The 23,953-nt window shown below is 73.0% G+C and carries 20 protein-coding genes and 1 pseudogene; 20 read left to right on the top strand and 1 reads right to left on the bottom strand.

Going from position 1 to position 23,953, the window contains the following annotated elements; translation table 11 throughout:
* The 20 genes and pseudogenes from GVN67_RS19320 to GVN67_RS19225 form a co-directional block, all read left to right on the top strand.
* Nucleotides 1–252: pseudogene (locus GVN67_RS19320) on the top strand (hypothetical protein); the annotation flags it as partial.
* A 7-nt stretch (nt 253–259) separates the two neighbouring features.
* On the top strand, nt 260–2,344 hold the full coding sequence (locus GVN67_RS19315; RefSeq protein WP_159998966.1) for a penicillin-binding protein 2: 2,085 nt from the start codon (nt 260–262) through the stop codon (nt 2,342–2,344).
* Nucleotides 2,331–3,812, top strand: coding sequence for a UDP-N-acetylmuramoyl-L-alanyl-D-glutamate--2,6-diaminopimelate ligase (locus GVN67_RS19310; protein ID WP_159998965.1), 1,482 nt, complete (start codon nt 2,331–2,333; stop codon nt 3,810–3,812). The genes GVN67_RS19315 and GVN67_RS19310 overlap by 14 nt, the downstream gene beginning before the upstream one ends.
* Nucleotides 3,809–5,233 carry a UDP-N-acetylmuramoyl-tripeptide--D-alanyl-D-alanine ligase gene (murF, locus tag GVN67_RS19305; RefSeq protein WP_159998964.1) on the top strand — a complete coding sequence of 475 codons (1,425 nt, stop codon included), beginning with the start codon at nt 3,809–3,811 and terminating at the stop codon, nt 5,231–5,233. Before GVN67_RS19310 ends, murF begins: the two co-directional genes overlap by 4 nt.
* On the top strand, nt 5,230–6,318 hold the full coding sequence (gene mraY, locus GVN67_RS19300) for a phospho-N-acetylmuramoyl-pentapeptide-transferase (protein WP_159998963.1): 1,089 nt from the start codon (nt 5,230–5,232) through the stop codon (nt 6,316–6,318). Before murF ends, mraY begins: the two co-directional genes overlap by 4 nt.
* A 1-nt stretch (nt 6,319) precedes the next feature.
* A complete protein-coding gene (gene murD, locus GVN67_RS19295; protein ID WP_159998962.1) occupies nt 6,320–7,711 on the top strand; it encodes a UDP-N-acetylmuramoyl-L-alanine--D-glutamate ligase in 1,392 nt (463 codons plus the stop codon).
* Nucleotides 7,711–8,832: an FtsW/RodA/SpoVE family cell cycle protein gene (locus tag GVN67_RS19290; protein ID WP_200845316.1), complete on the top strand. Its 1,122-nt coding sequence runs from the start codon at nt 7,711–7,713 to the stop codon at nt 8,830–8,832. Before murD ends, GVN67_RS19290 begins: the two co-directional genes overlap by 1 nt.
* Nucleotides 8,829–9,953 (top strand): undecaprenyldiphospho-muramoylpentapeptide beta-N-acetylglucosaminyltransferase, encoded by a 1,125-nt coding sequence (gene murG / locus GVN67_RS19285; protein ID WP_159998960.1) that lies wholly within the window; start codon nt 8,829–8,831, stop codon nt 9,951–9,953. Before GVN67_RS19290 ends, murG begins: the two co-directional genes overlap by 4 nt.
* On the top strand, nt 9,953–11,389 hold the full coding sequence (murC, locus tag GVN67_RS19280; protein ID WP_159998959.1) for a UDP-N-acetylmuramate--L-alanine ligase: 1,437 nt from the start codon (nt 9,953–9,955) through the stop codon (nt 11,387–11,389). Before murG ends, murC begins: the two co-directional genes overlap by 1 nt.
* An 8-nt stretch (nt 11,390–11,397) precedes the next feature.
* Complete coding sequence (gene murB, locus GVN67_RS19275; RefSeq protein ID WP_159998958.1) at nt 11,398–12,300, top strand: UDP-N-acetylmuramate dehydrogenase; 903 nt, start codon at nt 11,398–11,400, stop codon at nt 12,298–12,300.
* Nucleotides 12,297–13,208, top strand: a complete 912-nt coding sequence (locus tag GVN67_RS19270; RefSeq protein ID WP_159998957.1) for a D-alanine--D-alanine ligase — start codon at nt 12,297–12,299, stop codon at nt 13,206–13,208. Before murB ends, GVN67_RS19270 begins: the two co-directional genes overlap by 4 nt.
* Entirely contained in the window at nt 13,198–14,109 is a 912-nt protein-coding gene (locus tag GVN67_RS19265; protein WP_235035375.1) for a cell division protein FtsQ/DivIB, read from the top strand. Before GVN67_RS19270 ends, GVN67_RS19265 begins: the two co-directional genes overlap by 11 nt.
* Entirely contained in the window at nt 14,106–15,404 is a 1,299-nt protein-coding gene (gene ftsA / locus GVN67_RS19260; protein WP_159998956.1) for a cell division protein FtsA, read from the top strand. The genes GVN67_RS19265 and ftsA overlap by 4 nt, the downstream gene beginning before the upstream one ends.
* Nucleotides 15,405–15,462: 58 nt before the next feature.
* Nucleotides 15,463–17,616 carry a cell division protein FtsZ gene (ftsZ, locus tag GVN67_RS30125; RefSeq protein WP_159998955.1) on the top strand — a complete coding sequence of 718 codons (2,154 nt, stop codon included), beginning with the start codon at nt 15,463–15,465 and terminating at the stop codon, nt 17,614–17,616.
* Nucleotides 17,617–17,799: 183 nt separating this feature from the next.
* Nucleotides 17,800–18,324: a cytochrome c maturation protein CcmE gene (gene ccmE, locus GVN67_RS19250; RefSeq protein ID WP_159998967.1), complete on the top strand. Its 525-nt coding sequence runs from the start codon at nt 17,800–17,802 to the stop codon at nt 18,322–18,324.
* Nucleotides 18,321–20,282 (top strand): heme lyase CcmF/NrfE family subunit, encoded by a 1,962-nt coding sequence (locus GVN67_RS19245; RefSeq protein ID WP_159998954.1) that lies wholly within the window; start codon nt 18,321–18,323, stop codon nt 20,280–20,282. Before ccmE ends, GVN67_RS19245 begins: the two co-directional genes overlap by 4 nt.
* A 5-nt stretch (nt 20,283–20,287) precedes the next feature.
* Nucleotides 20,288–20,851 carry a DsbE family thiol:disulfide interchange protein gene (locus tag GVN67_RS19240; RefSeq protein ID WP_159998953.1) on the top strand — a complete coding sequence of 188 codons (564 nt, stop codon included), beginning with the start codon at nt 20,288–20,290 and terminating at the stop codon, nt 20,849–20,851.
* Nucleotides 20,852–20,853: 2 nt separating this feature from the next.
* Nucleotides 20,854–21,330, top strand: a complete 477-nt coding sequence (locus GVN67_RS19235; protein ID WP_408906359.1) for a cytochrome c-type biogenesis protein CcmH — start codon at nt 20,854–20,856, stop codon at nt 21,328–21,330.
* Nucleotides 21,327–22,127: a c-type cytochrome biogenesis protein CcmI gene (gene ccmI / locus GVN67_RS19230; protein ID WP_159998951.1), complete on the top strand. Its 801-nt coding sequence runs from the start codon at nt 21,327–21,329 to the stop codon at nt 22,125–22,127. The genes GVN67_RS19235 and ccmI overlap by 4 nt, the downstream gene beginning before the upstream one ends.
* Before the next feature lie 323 nt (nt 22,128–22,450).
* Nucleotides 22,451–23,206, top strand: coding sequence for a DUF1194 domain-containing protein (locus GVN67_RS19225; protein WP_159998950.1), 756 nt, complete (start codon nt 22,451–22,453; stop codon nt 23,204–23,206).
* A gap of 41 nt (nt 23,207–23,247) precedes the next feature.
* Here GVN67_RS19225 and GVN67_RS19220 read toward each other — a convergent pair whose 3' ends face one another.
* A complete protein-coding gene (locus GVN67_RS19220; protein WP_159998949.1) occupies nt 23,248–23,673 on the bottom strand; it encodes a DUF3775 domain-containing protein in 426 nt (141 codons plus the stop codon).
* Nucleotides 23,674–23,953 lie beyond the last annotated feature (280 nt).

The following is a 23,953-nucleotide window of genomic DNA, read 5'->3' as shown; positions in this document are numbered from 1 at the left end:
CCCATCGCCACCCCGGCGCCGATCGCCGTCGCGCCGCGCCCGGCGCCCTCGCCCATGATCGCCGATGCGCGCGCCGCGCCGCGCCCCGAGGCCGGCCTGCTGCGCACCGCCGCCCACCTGCCGATCGGCCGGGCGAACGCGGCCACCCTGCCGAATGGCGGCTCGGCGCTCGGCATGGCAGGCGGCAGCAGCCTGGCGCCGCCGGTGCCGCTGGCCGCCCCCGTGCCGGTCCGCGGCACCTGGAACCAGTGAGCCGGCCATGACCCACCTGCCGCCGCCCTCGCCCGATTCGCCGCCGCTGCGCCGCCCGCATGCCGGCGCGCCGGAGCTGCTGGACCCGACGCCCGTCCCCGGCGTCACGGTACGGGTGACGCAGCCCGACCTCGCCCGCCGCGCCCAGCTGGAGCGCAGCCGTGGCCGGCTGGTGGTGGCGGCGCTGGGCTTCGGCGCGCTGTTCCTGGCCGTCGCCATGAAGGCCACCTGGTCCACGGTGATCGCGCCGGCCGAGCCGAAGCGGCTGAACGCCGCGGTGCGCGCCATGCAGCCGCCCGTCGCCCATGTCGCGACCCGCGCCCCGGTGACCGACCGCAATGGCGAGATCCTGGCGATCTCGCTGCCGGTCACCGCGCTGGTGGCCAATCCGCGCGTCATCCCGAACCCCATCGAGGTCGCCGACAAGCTGCGCACCGTGCTGCCGCAGCTGGACCGCGAGAAGCTGATCGAGCGGCTGTCGGGCGATCGCGGCTTCGTCTATGTCGCCCGCGCCCTGACCCCGCGCGAGCAGCAGGGCGTCATCAACCTCGGCGTCGCCGGCCTCGACTTCGAGGAGGCGGAGCGCCGCTACTATCCGCAGGGCCGCGCCGCCGTGCACGTGCTCGGCAATGTCGATGTCGACGGCAACGGCATCTCCGGCATCGAGCGCCGCTTCGACGAGCAGCTGCGCACCAACCGCGGCGACCCGCTGCGGCTGTCGCTCGACGTCCGCGTGCAGCTGGCGCTGCGCGACGCGGTCAGCCAGGCGATCAGCGACTTCACCGGCATCGGCGGCGCCGGCGTGGTGCTCGACATCCACACCGGCGAGGTCGTCGCCATGGTCAGCCTGCCCGACTACGACGCCAGCGACATCGGCGGCGCGACGCCCGACCAGCGCTTCAACCGCGTCACCGTCGGCGTCTACGAGCCGGGCTCGACCTTCAAGCTGTTCACCGCCGCCGCCGCCCTCGAATACGGCACGGCCAATGTCTACAGCTCGAGCTTCGACGCCTCGCGCCCGATCCGCTACGGCCGCTTCACCATCAGCGACTACAAGGGGAAGAACCGCTGGATCACCTTCCCCGAGATGCTGGCCTATTCGTCCAATCTCGGCGCCGCGCATATGGCGGAGACCTTCGGGCCGCAGCGGCAGCGTGAATTCCTCGGCCGTGCCGGCATGCTGGCGCGCCAGCAGGTCGAGCTGCCGGAGACCGCCATGCCCCTGGTGCCGCCGGCCAATGCCTGGCGCGACATCAACATGTATACGATCAGCTTTGGCCACGGCATCAGCGTCACCCCGCTGCATGTGGTAACCGGCGTCGCCGCCATCGCCAATGGCGGCGTCCTGCGCCAGCCGACGCTGATGGCGGTGCCGCCCGGCACCCAGCGCGAGGGCACCCGCATCATCAGCGAGCGCACCAGCGAGATCATGCGCCGGCTGATGCGGCTGGTGGTCACCGACGGCTCCGCCAAGAACGCCGAGGTGCCGGGCTATTTCCTCGGCGGCAAGACCGGCACGGCGCAGAAGACCGGCCCGCGCGGCGGCTACCTGATGAACAAGCGCATCGCTGCCTTCGTCGGCGCCTTCCCGATGCCCAGCCCGCGCTACGCCATGTACATCATGGTCGACGAGCCCTCGGCCAATGCTTCCAGCCATGGCTACGCCACCGCAGGCTGGGTCGCGGCGCCGGCCGCCAACCGGGTGCTGACCCGCATCGCGCCGATCCTGGGCCTGGTGCCCGAGGACCCGGCCAATCCGGCGATCATCGCCGCCACCTCGATCCCGCTGCAGCCGGGCCGGCCGCGCGCCTCGGCCGGCACGGCGACCGCCGGCGGCGGCAATGCCGGCGGCGTGGCGCCGGCCGCCAGCCGCCCGGGCAACGCCCCCGGCACGGCGCCGGGCCGGGGCGCCACGACGACCCAGCAGCCCACCGCCGCGCCGCGCGGCGATGCGGCGCCGGCGGTGGTGCCGCGCGGCGCCATGCCGATCCCGACGCGGCCCGGCAACCTGCCGGCGCCGGTGCCGTTGCGCCTGACCGCGCTCGACCCCGCCCTGCAGCGGCAGGTGGAGCGGGTCGATGCGGCTCGGTGACCTCATGCGGCGGGCGCCTGGCACCCATCCGAGCCATGGCGCCGCCATCGGCCTGGACATCGCCGGGCTGACCGCCGACAGCCGGGCGGTCGCCCCCGGCTTCCTCTTCGCCGCCCTGCCCGGGCTGCGCTCGGACGGCCGCGCCTTCATCGCCGAGGCCGTGGCGCGCGGCGCCGGCGCCGTGCTGGCCCCGGAGGGCACCGACTGGCCGCCCGGCGTGCCGCCGCGGCCGCTGCTGCTCGACCCCGATCCGCGCCGGGCGCTGGCCCGCATGGCCGGCGCCTTCTACGGCCAGCAGCCGGGCATCGCGGTGGCGGTGACGGGGACCAACGGCAAGACCAGCACGGTCGATTTCCTGCGCCAGATCTGGACGCTGGCCGGCTGCAAGGCGGCCTCGCTGGGCACGCTGGGGCTGGTGGCGCCGGGCTTCCCGGAGACGCCGTCGCAGACCACCCCGGACCCGGTCGCGCTGCATGCCATGCTGGCGGAGCTCGCCCAGGCGGGCGTGCAGCGGGTGGCGCTGGAGGCCTCGTCGCATGGCCTCGAGCAGCGCCGGCTGGACGGGCTGCTGCTGACGGCGGCCGGCTTCTCCAACCTGACCCGCGACCACCTCGACTATCACGGCGGCATGGCCGGCTATGCCGCGGCCAAGCTGCGGCTGTTCGACACGCTGCTGGACCAGGGCGACGGCGCCGTCGCCAATGCCGACATGGCGCCCGAGATGCTGCAGGCGCTGCAGGCCGTCGCCCGCCGCCGCCACCTGCGGCTGCTGACCGTGGGCGAGGCCGGCGACGCCTTCCGCCTCGTCTCCTACACGCCGCGGCCGGACGGGCAGCACCTGGCGCTGTCCGTCTTCGGCCGCGCCGTCGCGCTGGCGCTGCCGCTGCCCGGCCGCTTCCAGGCCGACAATGTGCTGCTGGCCGCCGGCCTGGCGGTGGCCGCCGGCATGCCGGCCGACCAGGTGCTGGACCTGCTGCCACGGTTGTCCGGCGTGCGCGGGCGGATGGAGCTGGCGGCGCGCCTGCCGAACGGCGCCGCGGTCTATGTCGACTACGCCCACACCCCCGACGCGCTGGAGCGGCTGCTGGCCGCGCTGCGCCCGCATGCCGAGGGCCGCCTGCACATCGTCTTCGGCGCCGGCGGCGACCGCGATGCCGGCAAGCGCCCGCTGATGGGCGAGGTCGCCGCGCGGCTGGCCGACCACGCCATCGTCACCGACGACAATCCGCGCAGCGAGGAGCCGGCCACGATCCGCGCCGCCATCCGCGCCGGCATGGCCGAGGCGGTGGACGTCACCGAGATCGGCGACCGCGCCGCGGCGATCGCCGCGGGCCTGGCCGCGCTGGGCCCGGGCGACGTGCTGGTGGTCGCCGGCAAGGGCCACGAGCCGGGCCAGACCATCGGCGGCGTGACGCATCCCTTCGACGATGCCGCGACGGTGCGCCAGCTGCTGGGGGGTGCTGCATGACCACGCCGCTCTGGACCTCGGCCGAGCTGCGCGCGGCGACCGGCGGGACCTGCCCGGACGGGCTGGCCATCACCGCCGTCGGCATCGACAGCCGCGCCACCGGCCCGGGCGAGCTGTTCGTGGCGCTGCGCGACGCCCGCGACGGGCATGATTTCGTCGCCGACGCCCTGGCCCGCGGCGCCAGCGCGGCGCTGGTCGACCGCGACCCGCCCGGCGTCGCCGCCGACGCCCCGCTGCTGCGCGTGGCCGAGACGCTGGACGGGCTGCAGGCGCTGGGCGCCGCGTCGCGAGCCCGCAGCACCGCGCGCATCGCCGCCATCACCGGCTCGGTCGGCAAGACCACGACCAAGGAAATGCTGCGGCACGGGCTGTCGGCCCTGGCGCCGACCCATGCGGCGGTGGCCAGCTACAACAACCACTGGGGCCTGCCGCTGACGCTGGCCCGCATGCCGCGCGATGCAGCCTATGGCGTGCTCGAGATCGGCATGAACCATCGCGGCGAGATCGCCCCGCTGGCCCGCCTGGCATCCCCGCATGTCGCCGCCATCACCACGGTGGAAGCCGCGCATATCGGCCATCTCGGCTCTCTGGAAGAAATCGCCGAGGAGAAGGCCGACATCATGCAGGGCCTGGCCGCCGGTTCCCCGGTGGTGCTGCCCCGCGATTCGGCCAGCTTTCCGACGCTGGCGCGCCGCGCCGCCGAGGCCGGGCTGGACGTCATCACCTTCGGCGCCGACGCGGATGCCGATTACCGCCTGCTCGACTATCGCGGCGCGCCCGAATCCGGCGCGGCCTTTCTGTCGGTTCGCGGCGAGCGGGTCACGCTCGCCCTCGCCGCCCCCGGCCGGCACCTGGCGGTCAATGCGCTTTGCGCCATCGCGGTGGCCGAATCGCTCGGCGCCGACCGCGCGGCCTTCCTGGCGGCCTTGGAAGAATTCCGCCCCGGCGCCGGACGCGGCGGGCGGGTGGTGCTCGACCTGCCCGGTGGATCGGCGCTGCTGATCGACGACAGCTACAACGGCCAGCCGCCGGCGATGCGGGCCGGCCTCGGCGTGCTCGGCGCCCAGCGGCCGGGCCCCGGCGGGCGGCGAATCGCCGTGCTCGGCGACATGCGGGAGCTCGGCGAGCACGGCCCTGCGCTGCATGCATCCCTGCTGCCAGATGTGCTGGCCGCGGCGGATATGGTATTTTGCTGCGGTGCACTGATGCGCGGCCTGTTTGACGCCCTGCCGGAGAACCGGCGGGCCGCGCATCGGGACAGCAGCGATGAACTGGCCCCGCTGGTGCGGCAGGCCGTGCGTCCGGGCGATGTCATTCTGGTGAAAGGGTCCCTGGGCAGCCGCATGGCGGTGGTGGTCCGGGCCCTGACATCGGCGCTGCCCGGTCCCCTGCCGGCGGCGCGCGAAGGGGCGCATTCATGATCTTCACCTTCCTGTCCCAGAACGCGGACGGGTTCATCCTGTTCAACCTGTTCCGCTACGTCACCTTCCGGGCCGGCGCCGCCTGCATGACGGCGCTGTTCATCAGCCTGTTCTTCGGCCCCGCCGTGATCCGCTGGCTGAAGAGCTTCCAGAATGGTGGCCAGCCGATCCGCGCCGATGGGCCGGAGGGGCATCTGCTGACCAAGAAGGGCACGCCCACCATGGGCGGCGTGCTGATGCTGCTGGCGCTGACGGCGTCCACCCTGATCTGGGCGGATCTGCGCAACGGCTTCGTCTGGGCGGTGCTGCTGGTGACGCTGGGCTATGGCGCGCTGGGCTTCTGGGACGACTGGCTGAAGGTCACCAAGCGCAACACCAAGGGCGTCTCCGGCAAGAACAAGCTGGTGGTGCAGGCCGGTGTCGGCCTGGTCGCCGCCATCTGGATCACCTGGCTGATGCCGGGCTTCCTGGCCAACAAGCTGGCCATGCCCTTCTTCAAGGAAGCGCTGATCAACTTCGGCATCCTGTTCCCGCTGCTGGGGATGCTGGTGATGATGGGCGCCTCCAACGCGGTGAACCTGACCGACGGGCTGGACGGGCTGGCGACGGTGCCGGTGATGCTGGCGGCGGCCGTCTTCGCGCTGATCGCCTATCTGGTCGGCAACCGCATCTTCGCCGACTACCTGCAGCTGAACGCGGTGGCCGGCACGGCGGAGCTCGCGGTGTTCTGCTCGGCCCTCGTCGGCGCGGGCCTCGGCTTCCTCTGGTTCAACGCGCCGCCGGCCAAGGTCTTCATGGGCGATACCGGCAGCCTGGCGCTGGGCGGCGCGCTCGGCGCGGTGGCCGTCGCCACCAAGCATGAGATCGTGCTGGCCATCGTCGGCGGGTTGTTCGTGGTCGAGACCGTCTCGGTCATCATCCAGGTCTTCTGGTTCAAGCGCACCGGCCGCCGCGTCTTCCTGATGGCGCCTCTGCACCACCATTTCGAGAAGAAGGGCTGGGCAGAGCCCACCATCGTCATCCGCTTCTGGATCATCGCGATGATCCTGGCCCTCGTCGGCCTCAGCACCTTGAAGATCCGCTGAGATGAACGCCGCAGCCCGCCGCGCCGCGCCTGACTTCCAGCCCTTCGCCGGCCAGCGGCTGGCGGTGGTCGGGCTCGGCCGCGCCGGGCTGCCCTCCGCCCACCGCCTGATCGGCTGGGGTGCTTCTCTTCTGTGCTGGGACGACAACGCGGCCAGCCGGGATGCGGCGGTCGCGGCCGGCCTTCCCGTCGGCAATCCGGCCGAAGTCGAAGGTTTCCCCTTCGACGCGCTGCTGCTCTCGCCCGGCATCCCGCATATCCGCCCCAAGGCGCATCCGGCCGCCGTCGCGGCGCGCGCCGCCGGCGTGCCCGTGCTCTGCGATGCCGAGCTGCTCTACCGCGCCGTCCGCGCCTCCGGCAGCCAGGCGCGCTTCGTCGGCGTCACCGGCACCAACGGCAAGTCCACCACCACCGCCCTGCTGCACCACCTGCTGGACGCGGCGGGCTTCGCCACCGAAGTCGGCGGCAATCTGGGCCCGGCGGCGCTCGGCCTGCCGCTGCTTGGCGACGACGGCACCTATGTGCTGGAGATGTCGAGCTACATGCTGGAGCGCACCGACCGGCTGCGCTTCGACATCGCCATCCAGCTGAACCTGACGCCCGACCATATCGACCGGCATGGCGACATGGCCGGCTATGCCGCCGCCAAGGCGCATGTCTTCGACAACCAGACCTCCGGCGACGTCGCGATCATCGGCATGGACGACGAGTCCGGCGCCCGCTTCGCCGCCGGCCGCGTGGCGCGCGTCGTGCCGATCTCGGGCAAGACCGCGCAGCCCGGCGGCGTCTGGGCCGAAGGTCGCGCGCTGCGCGACGACGCTGGCGTCATCGCCGACCTGGACGCCGCGCCGGCCCTGCCCGGCCCGCACAATGCGCAGAACGCCGCCGCCGCGGCCGCCGCGGCGCTCGCCCTCGGCCTCACCCGCGACGAGATCGCCGCAGGGCTGACGGATTATCCCGGCCTGCCGCACCGGCAGGAGCGGGTCGGCACGCGCGACGGCGTGCTCTTCGTCAATGACAGCAAGGCGACCAATGCCGAGAGCACGGCGCCGGCGCTGGCCAGCTACGACCGGCTGGTCTGGATCGCCGGCGGCGTGCCGAAGCAGGGCGGCATCGCGCCGCTCGCGCATCTTTTCCCGCGCATCGCCCGCGCCGTGCTGATCGGCCAATGCGCGCCGGACTTCGCGGCGACGCTCGCCGCCCATGGCGTGCCGCATGACATCCTCGGCACGCTCGCCGCCGCGGTGCCCGCGGCGCTGGATGCCGCCCGTGCCGAAGGGGTGGGGGTCGTGCTGCTCTCCCCCGCCTGCGCCAGTTTCGACCAGTTCAGCGGCTTCGATGCCAGGGGCGACGCCTTCCGCGCCCTGGTCGCCGCCTTGCCGGAGACCGTGTGATGGCCCTCTCGCGCGCCGATACCTCTGTCCTCGGCCGCTGGTGGTGGACGGTCGACCGCTGGACCCTGGCGGCGCTGCTGTCGCTGGTCGGCTTCGGCTATGTCATGCTGCTGGCCGCGAGCCCGGGCGTCGCCGCGCGCATCGGCGCCAGCTCCCGCGACCTGTTCATCCTGAAGCAGGTCTTCTTCCTGGCCATCGCCTCCGGGGTGATGGTCTCGATCTCGCTGCTGCCGATCAAGATGGTGCGGCGGCTGGCGCTGCTGGGCTTCGCCGGCGCCCTGCTGATGACCATGGCGACGCTGTCGATCGGCGTCGAGATCAAGGGCGCGCGGCGCTGGCTGCACCTGCCGGGCATGACGCTGCAGCCCTCGGAATTCCTCAAGCCCTGCTTCGCCGTCGTCGCCGCCTGGCTGCTGTCGGAAGGCAAGACGCTGGGCATCCGCGCCACCGCCGCCGCCTGCGGCCTGTTCCTGGTGGTGGCCGGCGTGCTGGCCAAGCAGCCGGACATGGGCATGCTGATGGTGGTGGGCTCGGTCTTCTTCGCCCAGCTCTTCGTCGCCGGCGTCAACCTGTTCATCGTTGGGCTCTGCGGCGCCGGCGGCGTGCTGGCCGGCATCGGCGCCTATGTCTTCTTCCCGCATTTCCAGTCGCGCATCGATCGCTTCCTCGACCCCGCCGCCGGCGACACCTACCAGGTCACCGTCGCCATGGAGGCCTTCGGCCATGGCGGGCTGCTCGGCGTCGGCCCCGGCGAGGGGCGCCTGAAGGGCATGCTGCCGGACGCCCATGCCGACTTCGTCTTCGCCGTCGCCGGCGAGGAATTCGGCCTGGCCATCTGCCTGCTGATCCTGACCGTCTTCGGCTTCGTCGTGCTGCGCGGCCTGCTGCGGCTGCTCGGCGAGAAGGACATGTTCATCATCCTGGGCGCCACCGGCCTGCTGACGCAGTTCGGCCTGCAGGCCTTCATCAACATGGCCTCCGCCCTGCACCTGATCCCGACCAAGGGCATGACGCTGCCCTTCATCTCCTATGGCGGCTCCTCGGTCGTGGCCGTGGCGCTGGGCATGGGCATGCTGCTGGCGCTGACCCGCCGGCGCCTGGCCCGGATGGAGGAGGAATGACCGGCAGCCGCACCATCGTCATCGCGGCCGGCGGCACCGGCGGCCACTTCTTCCCCGCCGAGGCGCTGGCGGCGGAGCTGCAGCGGCGCGGCCATCGCATCGCGCTGATGACGGATGCGCGCAGCGCCGATTATTCCAGCCCCGCCTTCGCCAATGCCGAGCGCTTCGTGCTGCAGGGCGCGGGCCTGGCCGGCCGCAGCATCACCCGCGCGGCGCGCGGCGCCATGGCGCTGGCCGCCGGCACGCTGCAGGCACGCCGGCTGCTGCGCCGGCTGCGCCCCGCCGCGGTGGTGGGCTTCGGCGGCTATCCCTGCGTGCCGCCGCTGCTCGCCGCGCGCAGCATCGCCGGCCGCAGCCGCCCGGCCACCATCCTGCACGAGCAGAACGCCGTGCTCGGCCGCGCCAACCGGCTACTGGCGCGCAGCGCCGACGTGCTGGCCCTGGCCTTCGCCGAGACCAGCCGCATTCCCGCCGGCACCGCCACCGCCGTGGTCGGCAATCCGGTGCGCCCGGCGCTGGCGGCACTCGCCGGCCAGGGCTTCACCGAGCCGCAGGGCTCGCTGCGGCTTTTCGTGCTTGGCGGCAGCCTCGGCGCGCGGATTTTTTCCGATGTGGTGCCGGAGGCAGTCGGGCTGCTGCCGCCGGCGCTGCGCACCCGGCTGTCGCTGGTGCAGCAATGCCGCATCGAGGATCTGCCGCGCGTGCGCGCCGCCTATGAGGCGCTCGGCGTGCCGGCGGAGCTGGCCGCCTTCTTCGGCGATGTCGCCGGGCTGTACGGCACCGCGCATCTCGTCGTCGCGCGCGCCGGCGCCTCGACGGTGGCCGAGCTCGCCTGCGCCGGGCGCGGCGCTATCCTGGTACCGTTGCCCAGCGCCATCGACGACCATCAGAGCGCCAATGCCCGCGCGCTGGCGGCCAATGGTGCCGCAATCGTCATGCCGCAGGCCGATTGTTCGCCACAGGCCCTGGCGAAACGCCTTGCTGATCTGCTTGAATCGCCCAACGCCCTGGCCCATGCCGCGGCCGCCGCGGCAGCACTCGCCGCACCCGATGCCGCGGCGCGGCTCGCCGATCTCGTTCTCGCCCGCGCCGACCAGCGCCTGCTCCAGGAAGTTCAGTGATGCGTGCGCTGCCGCTCAATATCGGTCCCATCCATTTCGTCGGCATTGGCGGCATCGGCATGTCGGGCATCGCCGAGGTGCTGCACAACCTCGGCTACACCGTCCAGGGCAGCGACATCGCCGAGGGCTACAATGTCGAGCGGCTGCGCGCCGCCGGCATCGCCGTGCAGGTCGGGCATGACGCGCAGAATCTCGGCACCGCCCAGGTCGTCGTCACCTCGACCGCGGTGAAGCGCGACAATCCGGAAGTGGTCGCCGCGCGGCAGCGGCTGATCCCCGTGGTGCGCCGCGCCGAGATGCTGGCCGAGCTGATGCGGCTGAAATGGGGCATCGCCATCGGCGGCACCCATGGCAAGACCACGACGACCTCGCTGGTCGCCACCGTGCTGGATGCGGCGAAGCTCGACCCCACCGTCATCAATGGCGGCATCATCAACGCCTATGGCAGCAATACCCGCCTGGGCGAAGGCGACTGGATGGTGGTCGAGGCGGATGAGAGCGACGGCTCCTTCCTGCGCCTGCCCGCCGTCGCCGCCGTGGTCACCAACATGGATGCCGAGCATCTCGACCACTGGGGCACCGAGGAGGCGATGAAGCAGGGCTATGCCCAGTTCGTCGGCAATATTCCTTTCTATGGCTTCGCGGTGCTCTGCGCCGACCATCCCAATGTCCAGGCGATGATCCCGCATGTGGACCGCCGCATGATCACCTACGGCTTCTCGCCGCAGGCCGATGTCCGCGCCGAGCGGCTGATCACCGACCGCATGGGCGCCACCTTCGAGGTCACGGTGCAGGACCGCGCCACAGGGCGCAGCCGCAGCCTGAAGCCGATGCGCCTGCCGATGCTCGGCCAGCACAATGTGCAGAACGCGCTGGCCGCCATCGCGGTGGGCATCGAGATGGACATCGACGAGGGCACGATCCGCTCGGCGCTGGCCGGCTTCAAGGGCGTCAAGCGCCGCTTCACCCGGGTGGGCGAGGCCAATGGCGTGCAGATCATCGACGATTACGGCCACCACCCGGTGGAGATCGCCGCCGTGCTGAAGGCCGCCCGCCAGGCCGGCGCGCGCGACGTCATCGCCGTCGTGCAGCCGCACCGCTATTCGCGGCTGAAGCAGCTGTTCGAGGAATTCTGCCAGTGCATGAATGACGCCGGCACGGTGATCGTGGCCGATGTCTATGCCGCCGGCGAGCAGCCGATCCCCGGCGCCGACCGCGACAGCCTGGTCGATGGCCTGCGCAGCCACGGCCATCGCAGCGTCGTCCCCCTGCCCGGCCCCGACAGCCTGCCGGAGATGATCAACGCCATCGCCAAGCCGGGCGACTATGTCATCTGCCTCGGCGCCGGCAATATCACCGCCTGGGCGCATGCCCTGCCGGAGAAGCTGACGGCGCTGCAGCCGCGCGGGCCCCGCGCGGCCGGGGGGGGCCGGTGACGCAGGCCATGCAGCACCCCGCGCCCACGGCCCTGCCGCCGCTGCGCGGCCGCGTCCAGCAGGAGGCGCCGCTGGCGCCGCTGACCTGGTTCCGCACCGGGGGCCCTGCCGAGCTGCTGGTGCGCCCGGCGGATGTCGATGACCTGTTGCTGCTGCTGCGCGACCGGCCGCGCGGGCTGCCGCTGACGGTGATCGGCGCCGCCTCCAACCTGCTGCTGCGCGATGGCGGGGTGCGCGGCATCGTCGTCAAGCTGGCGCGCGGCTTTTCCGACATCGCGGTCGATGGCGAGGGCATCGTCGCCGGCGCCGCCGCGCTGGATGCGACGGTGGCCGAGCATGCCGCCGCCGCCGGCCTCGCCGGCCTCGAATTTTTGTGCGGCATCCCCGGCGCCATCGGCGGCGCCGTCGCGATGAATGCCGGGGCCTACGGGGCCGAGGTGAAGGACGTGCTGGACTGGGCCGAGGTCGCGACGCCGCAAGGCCTGCTGCGCCTTTCCGCCGAGGAGCTCGGCTTCACCTATCGCCATGCGTCGCTGCCGCAGGACGGCGTCGTGGTGCGCGCCCGGCTCCGCGCGCAGCCCGGCGAGGCCACGGCGATCGCGGCCCGGATGAACGCCATCCGCGCCGCGCGCGAGGAAAGCCAGCCGGTGCGCGCGCGGACCGGCGGCTCGACCTTCAAGAATCCGGACGGCCACAAGGCCTGGGCGCTGATCGACGCGGCCGGTTGCCGCGGGCTGCGCCACGGCGACGCCCAGGTCTCGGAAAAGCACTGCAACTTCCTGCTCAACCTGGGCACCGCCAGCGCCGCCGATCTCGAAGGCCTGGGCGAGGCGGTGCGCGCCAGGGTGGCGGCGCAAAGCGGGGTCACGCTGGAATGGGAAATCAGGCGCATCGGGGAGCAGGCGGCATGACCCGCGTCGCGGTTCTCTTCGGCGGCATCTCGGCCGAGCGCGAAGTCTCGCTCTCCACCGGCGGCCAGGTCATCGCCGCCCTCGGCGAGGCCGGCTTCGAGGTGATCCCGGTCGAGGTCACCGGCGACCTGCCGGCGCTGATCGCGGCGCTGCAGCAGGCCCGGCCGGACGCGGTGTTCAACGCGCTGCATGGCCGCTTCGGCGAGGATGGCTGCGTCCAGGGCGTGCTCGACTGGCTCGGCATCCCCTACACGCATTCCGGCGTGCGGGCGTCGTCCGTCGCCATGGACAAGGCAGCGGCCAAGGCGGTCTTCGCCGCCCACGGCCTGCCGCTGGCCGAGCACCGCGTGGTGACGCCGGAGGAGCTCGAGGCCGCCGATCCGCTCGACCGCCCCTATGTGGTCAAGCCGCTGAACGAGGGTTCCTCGGTCGGTGTCGAGATCCTGCGGGAGGGCGACAACCGCCGCGCCGAGATCGCCCGCGGCTGGCGGTACGGGGCGCAGATCATGACCGAGGAATACATCGCCGGCCGCGAGCTGACCGTCGCCGTGATGGGCGACCGGCCGCTGGCGGTGACCGAGATCGGCACCGGCCATGCCTTCTACGACTACGACGCCAAATACGCCGATGGCGGCAGCCAGCACACCATCCCGGCCCGCGTGCCGGCCGATATCGCCGAGGCGGCGATGACCGCGGCGCTGCGCGCGCACCAGGCGCTGGGCTGCCGCGGCGTCAGCCGCTCCGACTTCCGCTATGACGACACCACCGGGCGGCTGGCGCTGCTCGAGGTCAACACGCAGCCCGGCATGACCCGCACCAGCCTGGTGCCGGAACAGGCGGCGCATGTCGGCATCGCCTTCCCCGAGCTCTGCGCCTGGCTGGTGCGGGAGGCGCGGCATGGCCCGTAACGCCCGGCTGCGCCCCGAGGACCGCACGCGGCTGTCGAGCGACGGCGGCCGCCCGACCCGCGCCGCGCCGCAACGGCCGAGCAGCGTGCGGCTGTGGCTGCGCCGGCAGCGGCCGATGCTGCGCCCGGCGATGCTGGGCCTGGCCGGGCTGGTCGCGGTCGGCGCCGGCGCCGTGGTGGTCAGCGCGCTCGACCCCGCCGGCCGCTTCTCCTTCCTGGCCGAGAACGTCGCGGAGATCGCCGGCAATGCCGGGCTGACGGTCACCGAGATCGTCGTGCGCGGCCAGCAGAACACCCCGCGCGAGCTGATCCGCGCCGCCATCGGCGTGCGCAACGGCGACCCGCTGCTGGCCTTCTCGCCGAGCCAGGCCAAGGCGCGGCTGGAAAGCATCGCCTGGATCGAGCAGGCGGAGGTGCAGCGCAGCCTGTCGGGCAACATCCAGATCACCCTGCGCGAGCGCAAGCCCTTCGCCATCTGGCAGCACAATGGCGAATTCGCCGTGGTCGACCGCGACGGCCGCGTCGTCTCGGCCGACACGCTGGACGCCTTCGGCCCGCTGCCGCTGCTGGTGGGCGATGGCGCGCATCGCCAGGGCGCCGCGCTGTACGACGCGCTGAAAAGCGAGCCCGAGGTGCAGCGCCGCGTCCAGGCGCTGGTGCTGATCGGCGAGCGGCGCTGGAACCTTCGGCTGCACAACGGCACCGACGTGCTGCTGCCGGAGGCGCATGAGGATGCGGCGGTGAAGCGGCTGGCCGAATTGCAGCGCTCGAGCGCGCTGATGGACCGGCCCGTCGCCGCCATCGACCTGCGCCTGCCCGACCGCCTGGTGGTGCGCCAGCAGAACATGCCGGAGCCGGCGGTGGCCGATCCGCGCGCCCGCCGCGGGAGCGGACGCGGATGAGCAAGCTGCTGCGCGTCGCCCCGCCGGCCGAGACCCTGCCCGCCGCCGCGGCCCGCCGCCGCCGCGCGCGCAACGGCCCCTATGGCGTGCTGGACATCGGCAGCAGCAAGATCGTCTGCCTGATCGCCCGCAACGAGGGCGACGGCCGGCCGCGCGTGCTGGGCTGCGGCTGGCAGCGCGCGCGCGGCATCAAGGGCGGCAATATCGTCGACATGCAGGAGGCGGAGCAGTGCATCCGCGCCGCCGTCGCCCAGGCCGAGGAAGCGGCGGAGATCAAGCTGACCGGCGCGATCGTCAACCTGTCCTGCGGCCAGCCGGATTCGCGGCTGATGACGATCCAGTGGCCGATCGGCGGGCGCGGCGTGACCGATGCCGACCTGCGCGCCGTGCTGAACGAAAGCCGCCGCCGCGCCGCCGACGAGGGGCGCGAGACGGTGCATGCCGCGACGCTCGGCTTCGTCATCGACGCGACCCCCGGCGTCGAGGATCCGCGTGGCATGATCTGCGAGACGCTGGGGGCGCAGCTGCACCTGGTCGATTCGGCCTCGGCCTCGCTGCGCAACCTCGGCGTCTGCCTGCACGGCTGCGACCTGGAGGTGGAGGAGCTGGTCTCCGCCCCCTATGCGGCCGCGCTGTCGGTGCTGGTCGAGGATGAGCGGCAGCTCGGCGCCACGGTTGTGGACATGGGCGGCGGCACAACCAGCATCGCCGTCTATGGCGAGGGCCACCTGCTGCACACCGCGCAGATCCCGGTCGGCGGCTGGCAGGTGACCAACGACCTGGCGCGCGGCCTGGCGACGCCGATCGCCCATGCCGAGCGCATCAAGATCCTCGACGGCAACGCGCTCGATGGCGGCGACGACGCCAAGGCCATGGTGATGGTGCCGCAGGTGGGGGAGGACGAGGACCATCTCGTCAGCATCCCGCGCAGCACGGTGATCAACATCATCCGGCCGCGAATCGAGGAGACGCTGGAGCTGGTGCGCGACCGCCTCGATGCGGCCGCGCTCGGCCGCGACGCCGGCGCGCGAGTCGTGCTGACCGGCGGCGCCAGCCAGCTCGTCGGATTGCGCGAGCTCGCCGCGCAGATTTTGGACAGACCCGTGCGGCTCGGACGTCCCGCGCCCATTCGCGGCCTGCCGGAAAGTGCCCAAGGGCCCGATTTCGCGACCACGCTCGGGCTCGTCGCCTGGGGAACGGGCGAAGGTCGTCCGTTGCTCGACATCGATCCCGGTCCAGATCGTGGAAACGGTCGATTTGGCCGCTTCGTCAACTGGCTTCGCGACCGCGTCTGAGGCAAACTATGTCCCGCCCGCGACACCCTATGCCCGCTACCCGAGGAGAAACGCTGCCATGACGCTGAACCTGACCATCCCGCGCCAGCAGCACACGGATTTCAGTCCGCGAATCACGGTGGTGGGCGTCGGCGGCGCCGGCTGCAATGCCGTCAACAACATGATCGCCATGGGACTCGACGGCGTCGAGTTCCTGGTGGCCAACACCGACGCGCAGGCGCTGGTCCACAGCCGCGCGGAACGCCGCGTGCAGCTTGGCCCGCACCTGACGCAGGGCCTGGGCGCCGGCGCCAAGCCGGAGATCGGCCGCGCCGCCGCGGAAGAGGCGACCGAGGACCTGGCGCGCCATCTCGAAGGCATGCACATGGTCTTCATCACGGCGGGCATGGGTGGCGGCACGGGCACCGGCGCGGCACCGGTCATCGCGCGCATGGCGCGGGAGCGCGGCATCCTGACGGTGGGCGTGGTCACGCGTCCCTTCGACTTCGAGGGACCGAAGCGGAAGCGGGCGGCGGAAGCGGGCCTCGAAGAGCTGCAGACCTATGTCGACACGCTGATCGTCATCCCGAACCAGAATCTCTTCCGCAAGGCGAATGAGCGCACCACCTTCGCCGAAGCCTTCAAGATGGCCGACGACGTGCTGCACATGGGCGTGCGCGGCGTCACCGACCTGATGGTCAATCCCGGCCTGGTGAACCTCGACTTCGCCGATATCCGCACCGTCATGGCGGAGATGGGCAAGGCGATGATGGGCACCGGCGAGGCCGAGGGCGAGGACCGCGCCGTCAAGGCCGCCGAGGCCGCGATCAACAACCCGCTGCTCGAGGACACCTCGATGCTCGGCGCCAAGGGTGTGCTGATCAACATCACCGGCGGCTACGACATGACCCTGTTCGAGGTCGACGAGGCCGCGAATCGGATCCGCCGCGAGGTCGACGAGGAAGCCAACATCATCTTCGGCTCCTCGGTCGACGAGGACATGAACGGCCGGCTGCGCGTCTCGGTGGTCGCCACCGGTATAGACGCCCTGCCCGAGCAGGGCGCGGCCGAGCGGCCGAAGCTGGTCGCCGTCGGTGGCGGCGGCGCGGTGCAGGCCGTCGCCACCGCCCAGGTGCCGGCCGCGACCGCCCCGCGCAGCGTCCCCGGCGCCCCCGCCGCGCCGCGCCCGGCCATGCCGCAGCCGGTCCGCGCCGGTGGCCCGGCCGCCGCCCCGCGCCTGCCCGCCGGCATGCCGCCGCAGCTGCGCCAGGCCGCCCCCGTGCAGGGCGGCGCGCCGCAGCACGCGGCCCCGGCCGCCCCGGTGAACCCGCCGGTCTCCTTCGAGGCCCCGGCCTCCCCGGCGGTCGACGCCCCCTCGCCCGAGGACATGCCGGCGCCGCTGGCGCATCATGACGGCATGCGCGCCGCTGCACCCCGCGCCTCGGCGCCGCCGCCGGTCTCCGCGCCGCGCGCCGGCGGCGGGCTGCATCGCTTCGCCAATCCCGGCCGCTTCCTGCGCATGACCGACCGGCTGCTGCCCTGGCTCTGGGCCGCGGCGGGGCTGGTGCTGGCCGTGGGCGCCGCCTGGGCGCTGGTCTTCTCGCCGCCCGACTGGCAGCAGGGCGAGACCGTCCGCATCATGTATGTCCACGTCCCGATGGCCTGGCTGGCCATGGGCGGCTATCTGGGCCTCGCCATCGCCTCGCTGATGTCGCTGATCTGGCGCCACCCGCTGGCCGATATCGCGGCGCGGGAGCTGTCGCCGGTCGGCGCCATGGTGACCGGCCTGTGCCTGGCCACCGGCAGCCTCTGGGGCCGGCCGATGTGGGGCACCTGGTGGGCCTGGGACGCCCGCATGACCTCTGTCCTGGTGCTGTTCTTCCTGTGGATCGGCCATGCCGCGCTGGTCCGCGCCTTCGACGAGGAAGAGCGCGGCGCGCGGGCGGCGGCGATCCTGGCGCTGATCGGCGCGGTGAACCTGCCGGTGATCAAGTGGAGCGTCGACTGGTTCAACACCCTGCACCAGTCGGCCTCGGTCACCCGGGTCGCGGCGCCGGGGCTGCATGTCGATATTCTCTATCCCTTGCTGACCTGTGCCCTGGGCTTCTCGCTCGCCTTCGCCGCGCTGGTGCTGGCGCGGGTGCGGGCGGCGGTGATGGAGAAGCGGCTGCGGCAGCTGCAGCTGGCCCAGGCCCGCCAGAACGACACGCGGCGCAACGAGGCGGCAGGATGATCCAGATCATGGCGGCATCCGGGGGCCTCGGCGCATGACGCAGCATTGGTGGCACGTGGCCATTTCCTGGGGGCTGGCCGCGGCCGGCTTCGGTTCCATGGCCTGGATGGCGGCCCGCCGCCATGCGGATGCGAAGCGGCGCACGGCGCTGCTCGGTCCGCGCGAGAGGAGGCAGGGGTGAGTCTGAGCCGCAAGCAGCGGCGGATGTGGCTGGTGGTGCTGGCGGGGCTCGGCCTCGGCACGGCGACCGCCCTGACGCTGACCGCCTTCCAGGACAATCTGGTTTTCTTCCTGGCCCCCTCCGACATCGCGACCAAGAACCCCGGGCCGGATCGCGCCTTCCGCCTGGGCGGGCTGGTCGAGGCCGGCAGCCTGCAGCGGGAGCAGACCGCCGACGGCCGCCCCGAGGCGCGGTTCCGCGTCACCGACGGCCCGGTCACCGTCCCCGTCAGCTATGTCGGCGTGCTGCCCGACCTGTTCCGCGAGGGCCAGGGCGTGGTGACGCTGGGCAAGCTCGGCCTCGACGGCCAGTTCCGCGCCAGCGAGGTGCTGGCCCGCCATGACGAGACCTATATGCCGCCCGAGGTCGCCGACGCGCTGAAGCGGAGCGGCCATTGGGACCCCTCCAAGGGCGCGGCGCCCCCGGCGGCCAGCTGGAACACCCTGACGCCCGGCCAGCCGGCCGCGCCGGAGCGCAGCGGCGGATGATCGCGGAGCTCGGCCATTTTTCCCTCTGCCTCGCCTTCGCGCTCGCCTTCGCGCAGACGGTGCTGCCCCTGTGGGGCGCGGCGCGGGGTCATTCCCGGCTGGTGGCCGCCGCGGCGCCGCTGGCCGTCGGGCAATTGCTCGCCACGGCGGCGGCCTTCGCCGCGCTGCTGGCGGTCTTCGCCGTCAACGACACCAGCGTCATCAACGTGGTGCAGAACAGTCACTCGGCCAAGCCGATGCTCTACAAGCTGGCCGGCGCCTGGGGCAACCACGAGGGCTCGATGCTGCTCTGGGTGCTGATCCTGGCGCTGTGCGGCGGCGCCGTCGCCGGCTTCGGCCGCGACCTGCCGGGGCTGCTGCGGGCGCGCGTCCTGGCGGTGCTGGGCATGGTGGCGCTGGGTTTTCTCGGATTTGTCCTGGCGACGTCGAACCCCTTCGGCCGGGTCTGGCCGCCGGCCGCCGACGGCCAGGGGCTGAACCCGGTGCTGCAGGATCCCGGCCTGGCCTTCCACCCGCCGCTGCTCTACCTCGGCTATGTCGGCTATGCGGTGACCTTCGCCTTCGCCGTCGCCGCGCTGATGGAAGGCCGCGTCGACGCCGCCTGGGGCCGCTGGGTCCGCCCCTGGGCGCTGGCCGCCTGGAGCTTCCTGACGCTGGGCATCGCGCTGGGCTCCTGGTGGGCCTATTACGAGCTCGGCTGGGGCGGCTGGTGGTTCTGGGACCCGGTCGAGAACGCTTCTCTCCTCCCCTGGCTGGCCGGCAGCGCCCTGCTGCATTCGGCGATCGTCGTCGAGAAGCGCGAGGCGCTGAAGGTCTGGTCGGTGCTGCTGGCGCTGCTGGCCTTCGGCTTCTCGCTGCTGGGCACCTTCCTGGTGCGCTCCGGCGTGCTGAATTCGGTCCATGCCTTCGCCAATGATCCGGAGCGCGGGGTCTTCATCCTCGGCCTGCTGATCTTCTATGTCGGCGGCAGCTTTCTCCTCTTCGCCATCCGGGCGCCGGCCATGGCGCCGACGGGGATGTTCGCGCCGCTGTCGCGCGAGGGCGGGCTGGTGCTGAACAACCTGCTGCTCTGCGCCATGGCCGCCGTGGTGCTGACCGGCACGCTGTGGCCAATGTTCGCCGACCTGCTGTTCCAGCAGAAGATCTCGGTGGGCCCGCCCTTCTTCAACAGCGCGCTGCTGCCGCTGGCAGCCCCCCTGATCGCCGCCATGGCGGCCGGGCCCATGCTGGCCTGGAAACGCGCCCGGCTGTGGCCGGTGCTGCAGCGGCTGTGGTGGGCGGCGCTCGCGGCCTTCGGCGCCTTCGCCCTGACGCTGGCCTATGCCGGCTGGCGCATCGGCCCGGCGCTGGGCTTCGCGGCCGCCCTGTGGCTGATCGGCGGGGCGCTGGCCGATATCGTCGAGCGCATCGCGCTGTTCCGCCGCCCCGCCGCCGCCTGGTCACGGGCGCGCGGCCTGCCGCGGGCGGCCTGGGGGGCGGCGGTGGCGCATGCCGGCCTCGGCGTCTCGATCCTCGGCATGGCGGGGATGGGGCTGGCGACCGACCGCCTGGCCGCGGTGTCGCCGGGGCAGAGCCTCCAGCATGCCGGCTATGAATGGCGGCTCGACCGGGTCGAGGACGTGATCGGCCCGAACTGGACCGCCCGCCGCGCCACCGTGACGGTGCTGCGGAACAATGCCGTGGTCACCGTGCTGACGCCCGAGCGCCGCTTCTTCCCGGTCGGCCGCATGAACACCACCGAGGCCGCCATCCGCACCTCGATCGGCGGCGATCTCTACGCCGTCCTCGGCGAGGAGCAGAACGGCCAGGCCGTGCTGCGCGTCCACGACAACCCCCTGGCGCCGTGGATCTGGCTGGGCGGCGCGATCATGGCCCTCGGCGGCGCCCTGTCGCTGTCCGACCGCCGGGTGCGCGTCGCCGCCCCGGCGCCGCGCGCCGCGGCCGGCGTGAAGGTCTGATGCCGATGGCCACCACCTCCCGCCGCGTGTTGATGCTGGCGCCGCTCGGCCTGGCGGCGGCCGGCGGCGCCGGCTTCTACGCCATGCTGCGCGGCATGGGCTCGGGCAGCTACGACCCCAAGGGCGTGCCCAGCGTGCTGGTCGGCAAGCCCGCCCCCGCCTTCGTGCTGCCGGCGCTGGACGAGGCCGGCGTGCCGGGCCTGGAAGACTCGGCGCTGCGCGAGCTGCCGGCCCCGGTGCTGGTGAATTTCTGGGCCAGCTGGTGCGTGCCCTGCATCGTCGAGCATCCGCAGCTGATGACCCTGGCGCGTGAGGGCGTGCCCGTCTTCGGCATCAACTACAAGGACAAGCCGGTTGATGCCGCGGCCTTCCTGGCGCGGCGCGGCAACCCCTTCCAGCGGCTGGGGCGCGATGAGCCGGGGCGGGTCGCCATCGACTGGGGCGTCTATGGCGTGCCGGAGACCTATATCCTCGACCGGAAAGGCATCATCCGCTGGCGCTGGCCCGGCCCGGTGACGCCGGAAGTGCTGGCCCAGGACATCCGCCCGCTGCTGCGGCGGCACGCCTGATGCTGCGCCGGATCGCCTTCGCCGCGCTGCTGCTGGCCGGCCCCGCCTTCGCCGTCGGCCTGCCGTCGGAGATGCTGCAGGACCCGGCGCAGGAGGCCCGCGCCCGCGAGATCGGCCGCGAGCTGCGCTGCCTGGTCTGCCAGAACCAGTCGATCGAGGACAGCGAGGCGGGCCTGGCCCGCGACCTGCGCCGCATCGTGCGCGAGCGGGTCTCGGCCGGCGAGAGCGACGCCCAGGTGGTGGCCTTCGTGCATGACCGCTACGGCGACTTCGTGCTGCTGCGGCCGCCCTTCAACGCGGTGACCGCGGTGCTCTGGGGCGCGCCGCTGCTGGCGCTGGGCGGCGGCGTGCTGGCGATCGTCCTGTCGCGTCGGCGGATGCGCAGCGCCCTGGTCGCCGAGGTGGCGCCGCTGTCGCCCGAGGAGCGCGCCCGGCTGGCGGCGCTCGAACTCATCGAAGAAGACAAGCGCATCTCATGATCTGGCTGATGTTCCTCGGGCTGGCGGCGCTGGCGCTGGCGCCGCTCGGCTGGACGCTGTTCCGCCCCGCCCGGCTGCGCGGCCGGCAGGAGGCCGACCTGGCGCTGTACCGCGCCCAGCTGGCCGAGCTGGACCGCGAGGCCGCCATCGGCCGGCTGGCCCCCGAGGCGCATCGCGCGGCGACCGTCGAGGTGCAGCGCCGGCTGCTGGCCGCCCCGGGCGCGGCGCCGGCGGAGAGCGGCGGCGCCAGCCGCAGCGCGGCGCTGCTGGCGGCGGTGCTGTTCCTGGCCCCGGCCGGCGGCTTCGGCCTGTATCTGTGGCGCGGCCAGCCGGAGATCCCGGCGGCGCCCTTCGTCGAGCGCGCGGCGGCGGCGGCGCGCGACGACGCGCTGCTGGGCCAGCTGCGGGCGCGGCTGAACCAGGCGGCCCCGGGGTCGGAAGCGACGCGGCAGGGCTGGATCCTGCTGGGCAATGCCGAGCGCGGCCGCGGCCGGGCCGATGCCGCGATCGAGGCCTGGGACCGGGCCCTGGCGCTGCGCTTCGAGGGGCCGCTGGCCGCCGAGCTCGCCGAGCTGCTGATCACCCAGGGCCAGCTCGACCCGGCGCAGCGGCTGCTGGCGCGTGCCCTGCTGGAGGCACCGAAGGAGCCGCGGCTGCGCTATCTCTCCGGCCTGGCCGAGGCCGAGGCCGGGCGCCCGGCCAGCGCCCGCAGCACCTGGCGCGCCCTGCTGGACGAGGCCCCGGCGGATGCGCCCTGGCGCGCCACCGTCGAGCGGCGGCTGCGCGAGCTGCCCTGACACACCGCTGACCCAGGGCTGACGTGCCCCTGCCACACAAGAAGTTTGCCGGAGGGCCGCGCGGGGGCGCCGTTTATTTTACGCATCCGCCACGGCTGCGGGCCTAGGCTTTCCGCCTGGGTCCGGATCTCTGCCACCGCCGACCCCCTGGCCCCCGGCCGCGCGCCGCGGCGGGCCAGGGATGCGCGTTGCAGCGCCGCCGGCCCGGCCCGGATGCTTCCCGCAGGAAGCCCGGGGGACAGGGCAGCCCCCCAACGGGCGGAAGGTCCGGCGGACTGGCGGGCGGAGCTCCGCGCATCCGGCGGCGAGGCAGGAGGTCTCGGATGCGGCGACGTTCCTTGCTGGCGGCGGGTGGCCTGGCGACGACCACGGGATGGATAGGCAGCGCGGGCCTGCTGCTGCGGGCAGCCCCGGCGCGGGCCACCGAGGCGGTGGATGTGCTGCTGGTGCTGGCGGTCGATGTCTCCCGCTCGGTGGACGAGGATGAGGCGCGGCTGCAGCGCGAGGGCTATCGCGCCGCCATGACCGATCCGCGCGTGGTCGAGGCGGTGCGCGGCGGCGCGGTGGGCGGCATCGCCGTCACCTATGTCGAATGGGCCGGGGCCGAGTATCAGCGGCAGCTGCTGCCCTGGACCCGCATCGCCAGCCAGGCGGAGGCCGAAAGCTGGTCGGCGGCGCTGGCCGAGGCGCCGCGGGCCTCGCTGTCCTGGACCTCGATCTCCGGCGCCATCGATTTCAGCCTGCGCATGCTGGCCGAGGCCCCCTACGAGGCGACGCGGCGGGTGATCGATGTCTCGGGCGACGGGGTCAACAATTCCGGCGCGCCGGTGGAGCAGCTGCGCGACCAGGCGGTGGCCCAGGGGGTGGTGATCAACGGGCTGCCGATCCTGAACGACCGGCCCAGCTTCGGCCGGCGCCCGGCGCTGCCGCTCGACCAGTATTACGCCGAATCGGTGATTGGCGGCGACGGCGCCTTCCTGGTCGCGGCCGAGGATTTCGAGGCCTTCGGCATGGCGGTGCGCCGCAAGCTGATCCGCGAGATCGCGGGCCTGGCCGGGCCGGTGCGGGAATACGCCTGAGAGAAGCCGGGGCCCTGCGCGGGCCCCGGCGGTCAGCGTGTCTAGCGCTCGATCTCCTCGATCGAGGCGCCGAAGGCGGCCAGGCCCTCGGCCAGCAGGTCGCCGGCCATGTCCATGCCCAGCAGGTAGCCGGCGGTGTCGCCACCGGCGGCGCCGCGCTCCTTGGCCAGGCGCAGCGCCTCTTCCCATTCCTCGGACTCGTAGTCGCCGCGGCCGATCCAGGCGAGCGCGACCAGGGCGGCCTGCTCGTCCTCGTTCATCTCCTCGATGAAGGCGGCGAGCGTGGCCTCGTCGAGGTCGTCGTCGTCGGCGTCGTCATCATCTTCATCGCCGTCGTCGTCATCCTCGGCATCCGGCTCGTCATCCTGGATGGCGCGGATGTGGTCGACCACGGTGGCGACCGCCTCCAGGCTGATGCCCAGGTCGAATTCGCCGTCGTCATCCTCGTTGCGGGACGTGTCGCTCATCGGGGGTGGTCTCCTCCTCAGCCTCCAGGCTACGGCAACGCGAAGAGCGCAGACCAGCCCGCAGTTGCAAAAAAGCTTTCGTGTTAAGGCGGTCGTCAGCCTTTTGCGCAACGATGCTGCGACAGCCTCGTTGGATGTGCATGCACCGAAATCTGATCCTCCCCCTCCTGGGGCTGGTCGTGATCGGAGCATCGGCTACGGCGCCGACAGCCCCCGCATCGACGACCGCCCACCAGACCATCGTCTTCGCCGCTGACCTCCCCCCGGCCAGCGCCCGTCC

This window comes from Roseomonas sp. 18066 (assembly GCF_902706185.1).
Classification (GTDB): Bacteria; Pseudomonadota; Alphaproteobacteria; order Acetobacterales; family Acetobacteraceae; genus Pseudoroseomonas.
This window is presented reverse-complemented; position numbering and strand designations above follow the sequence as displayed.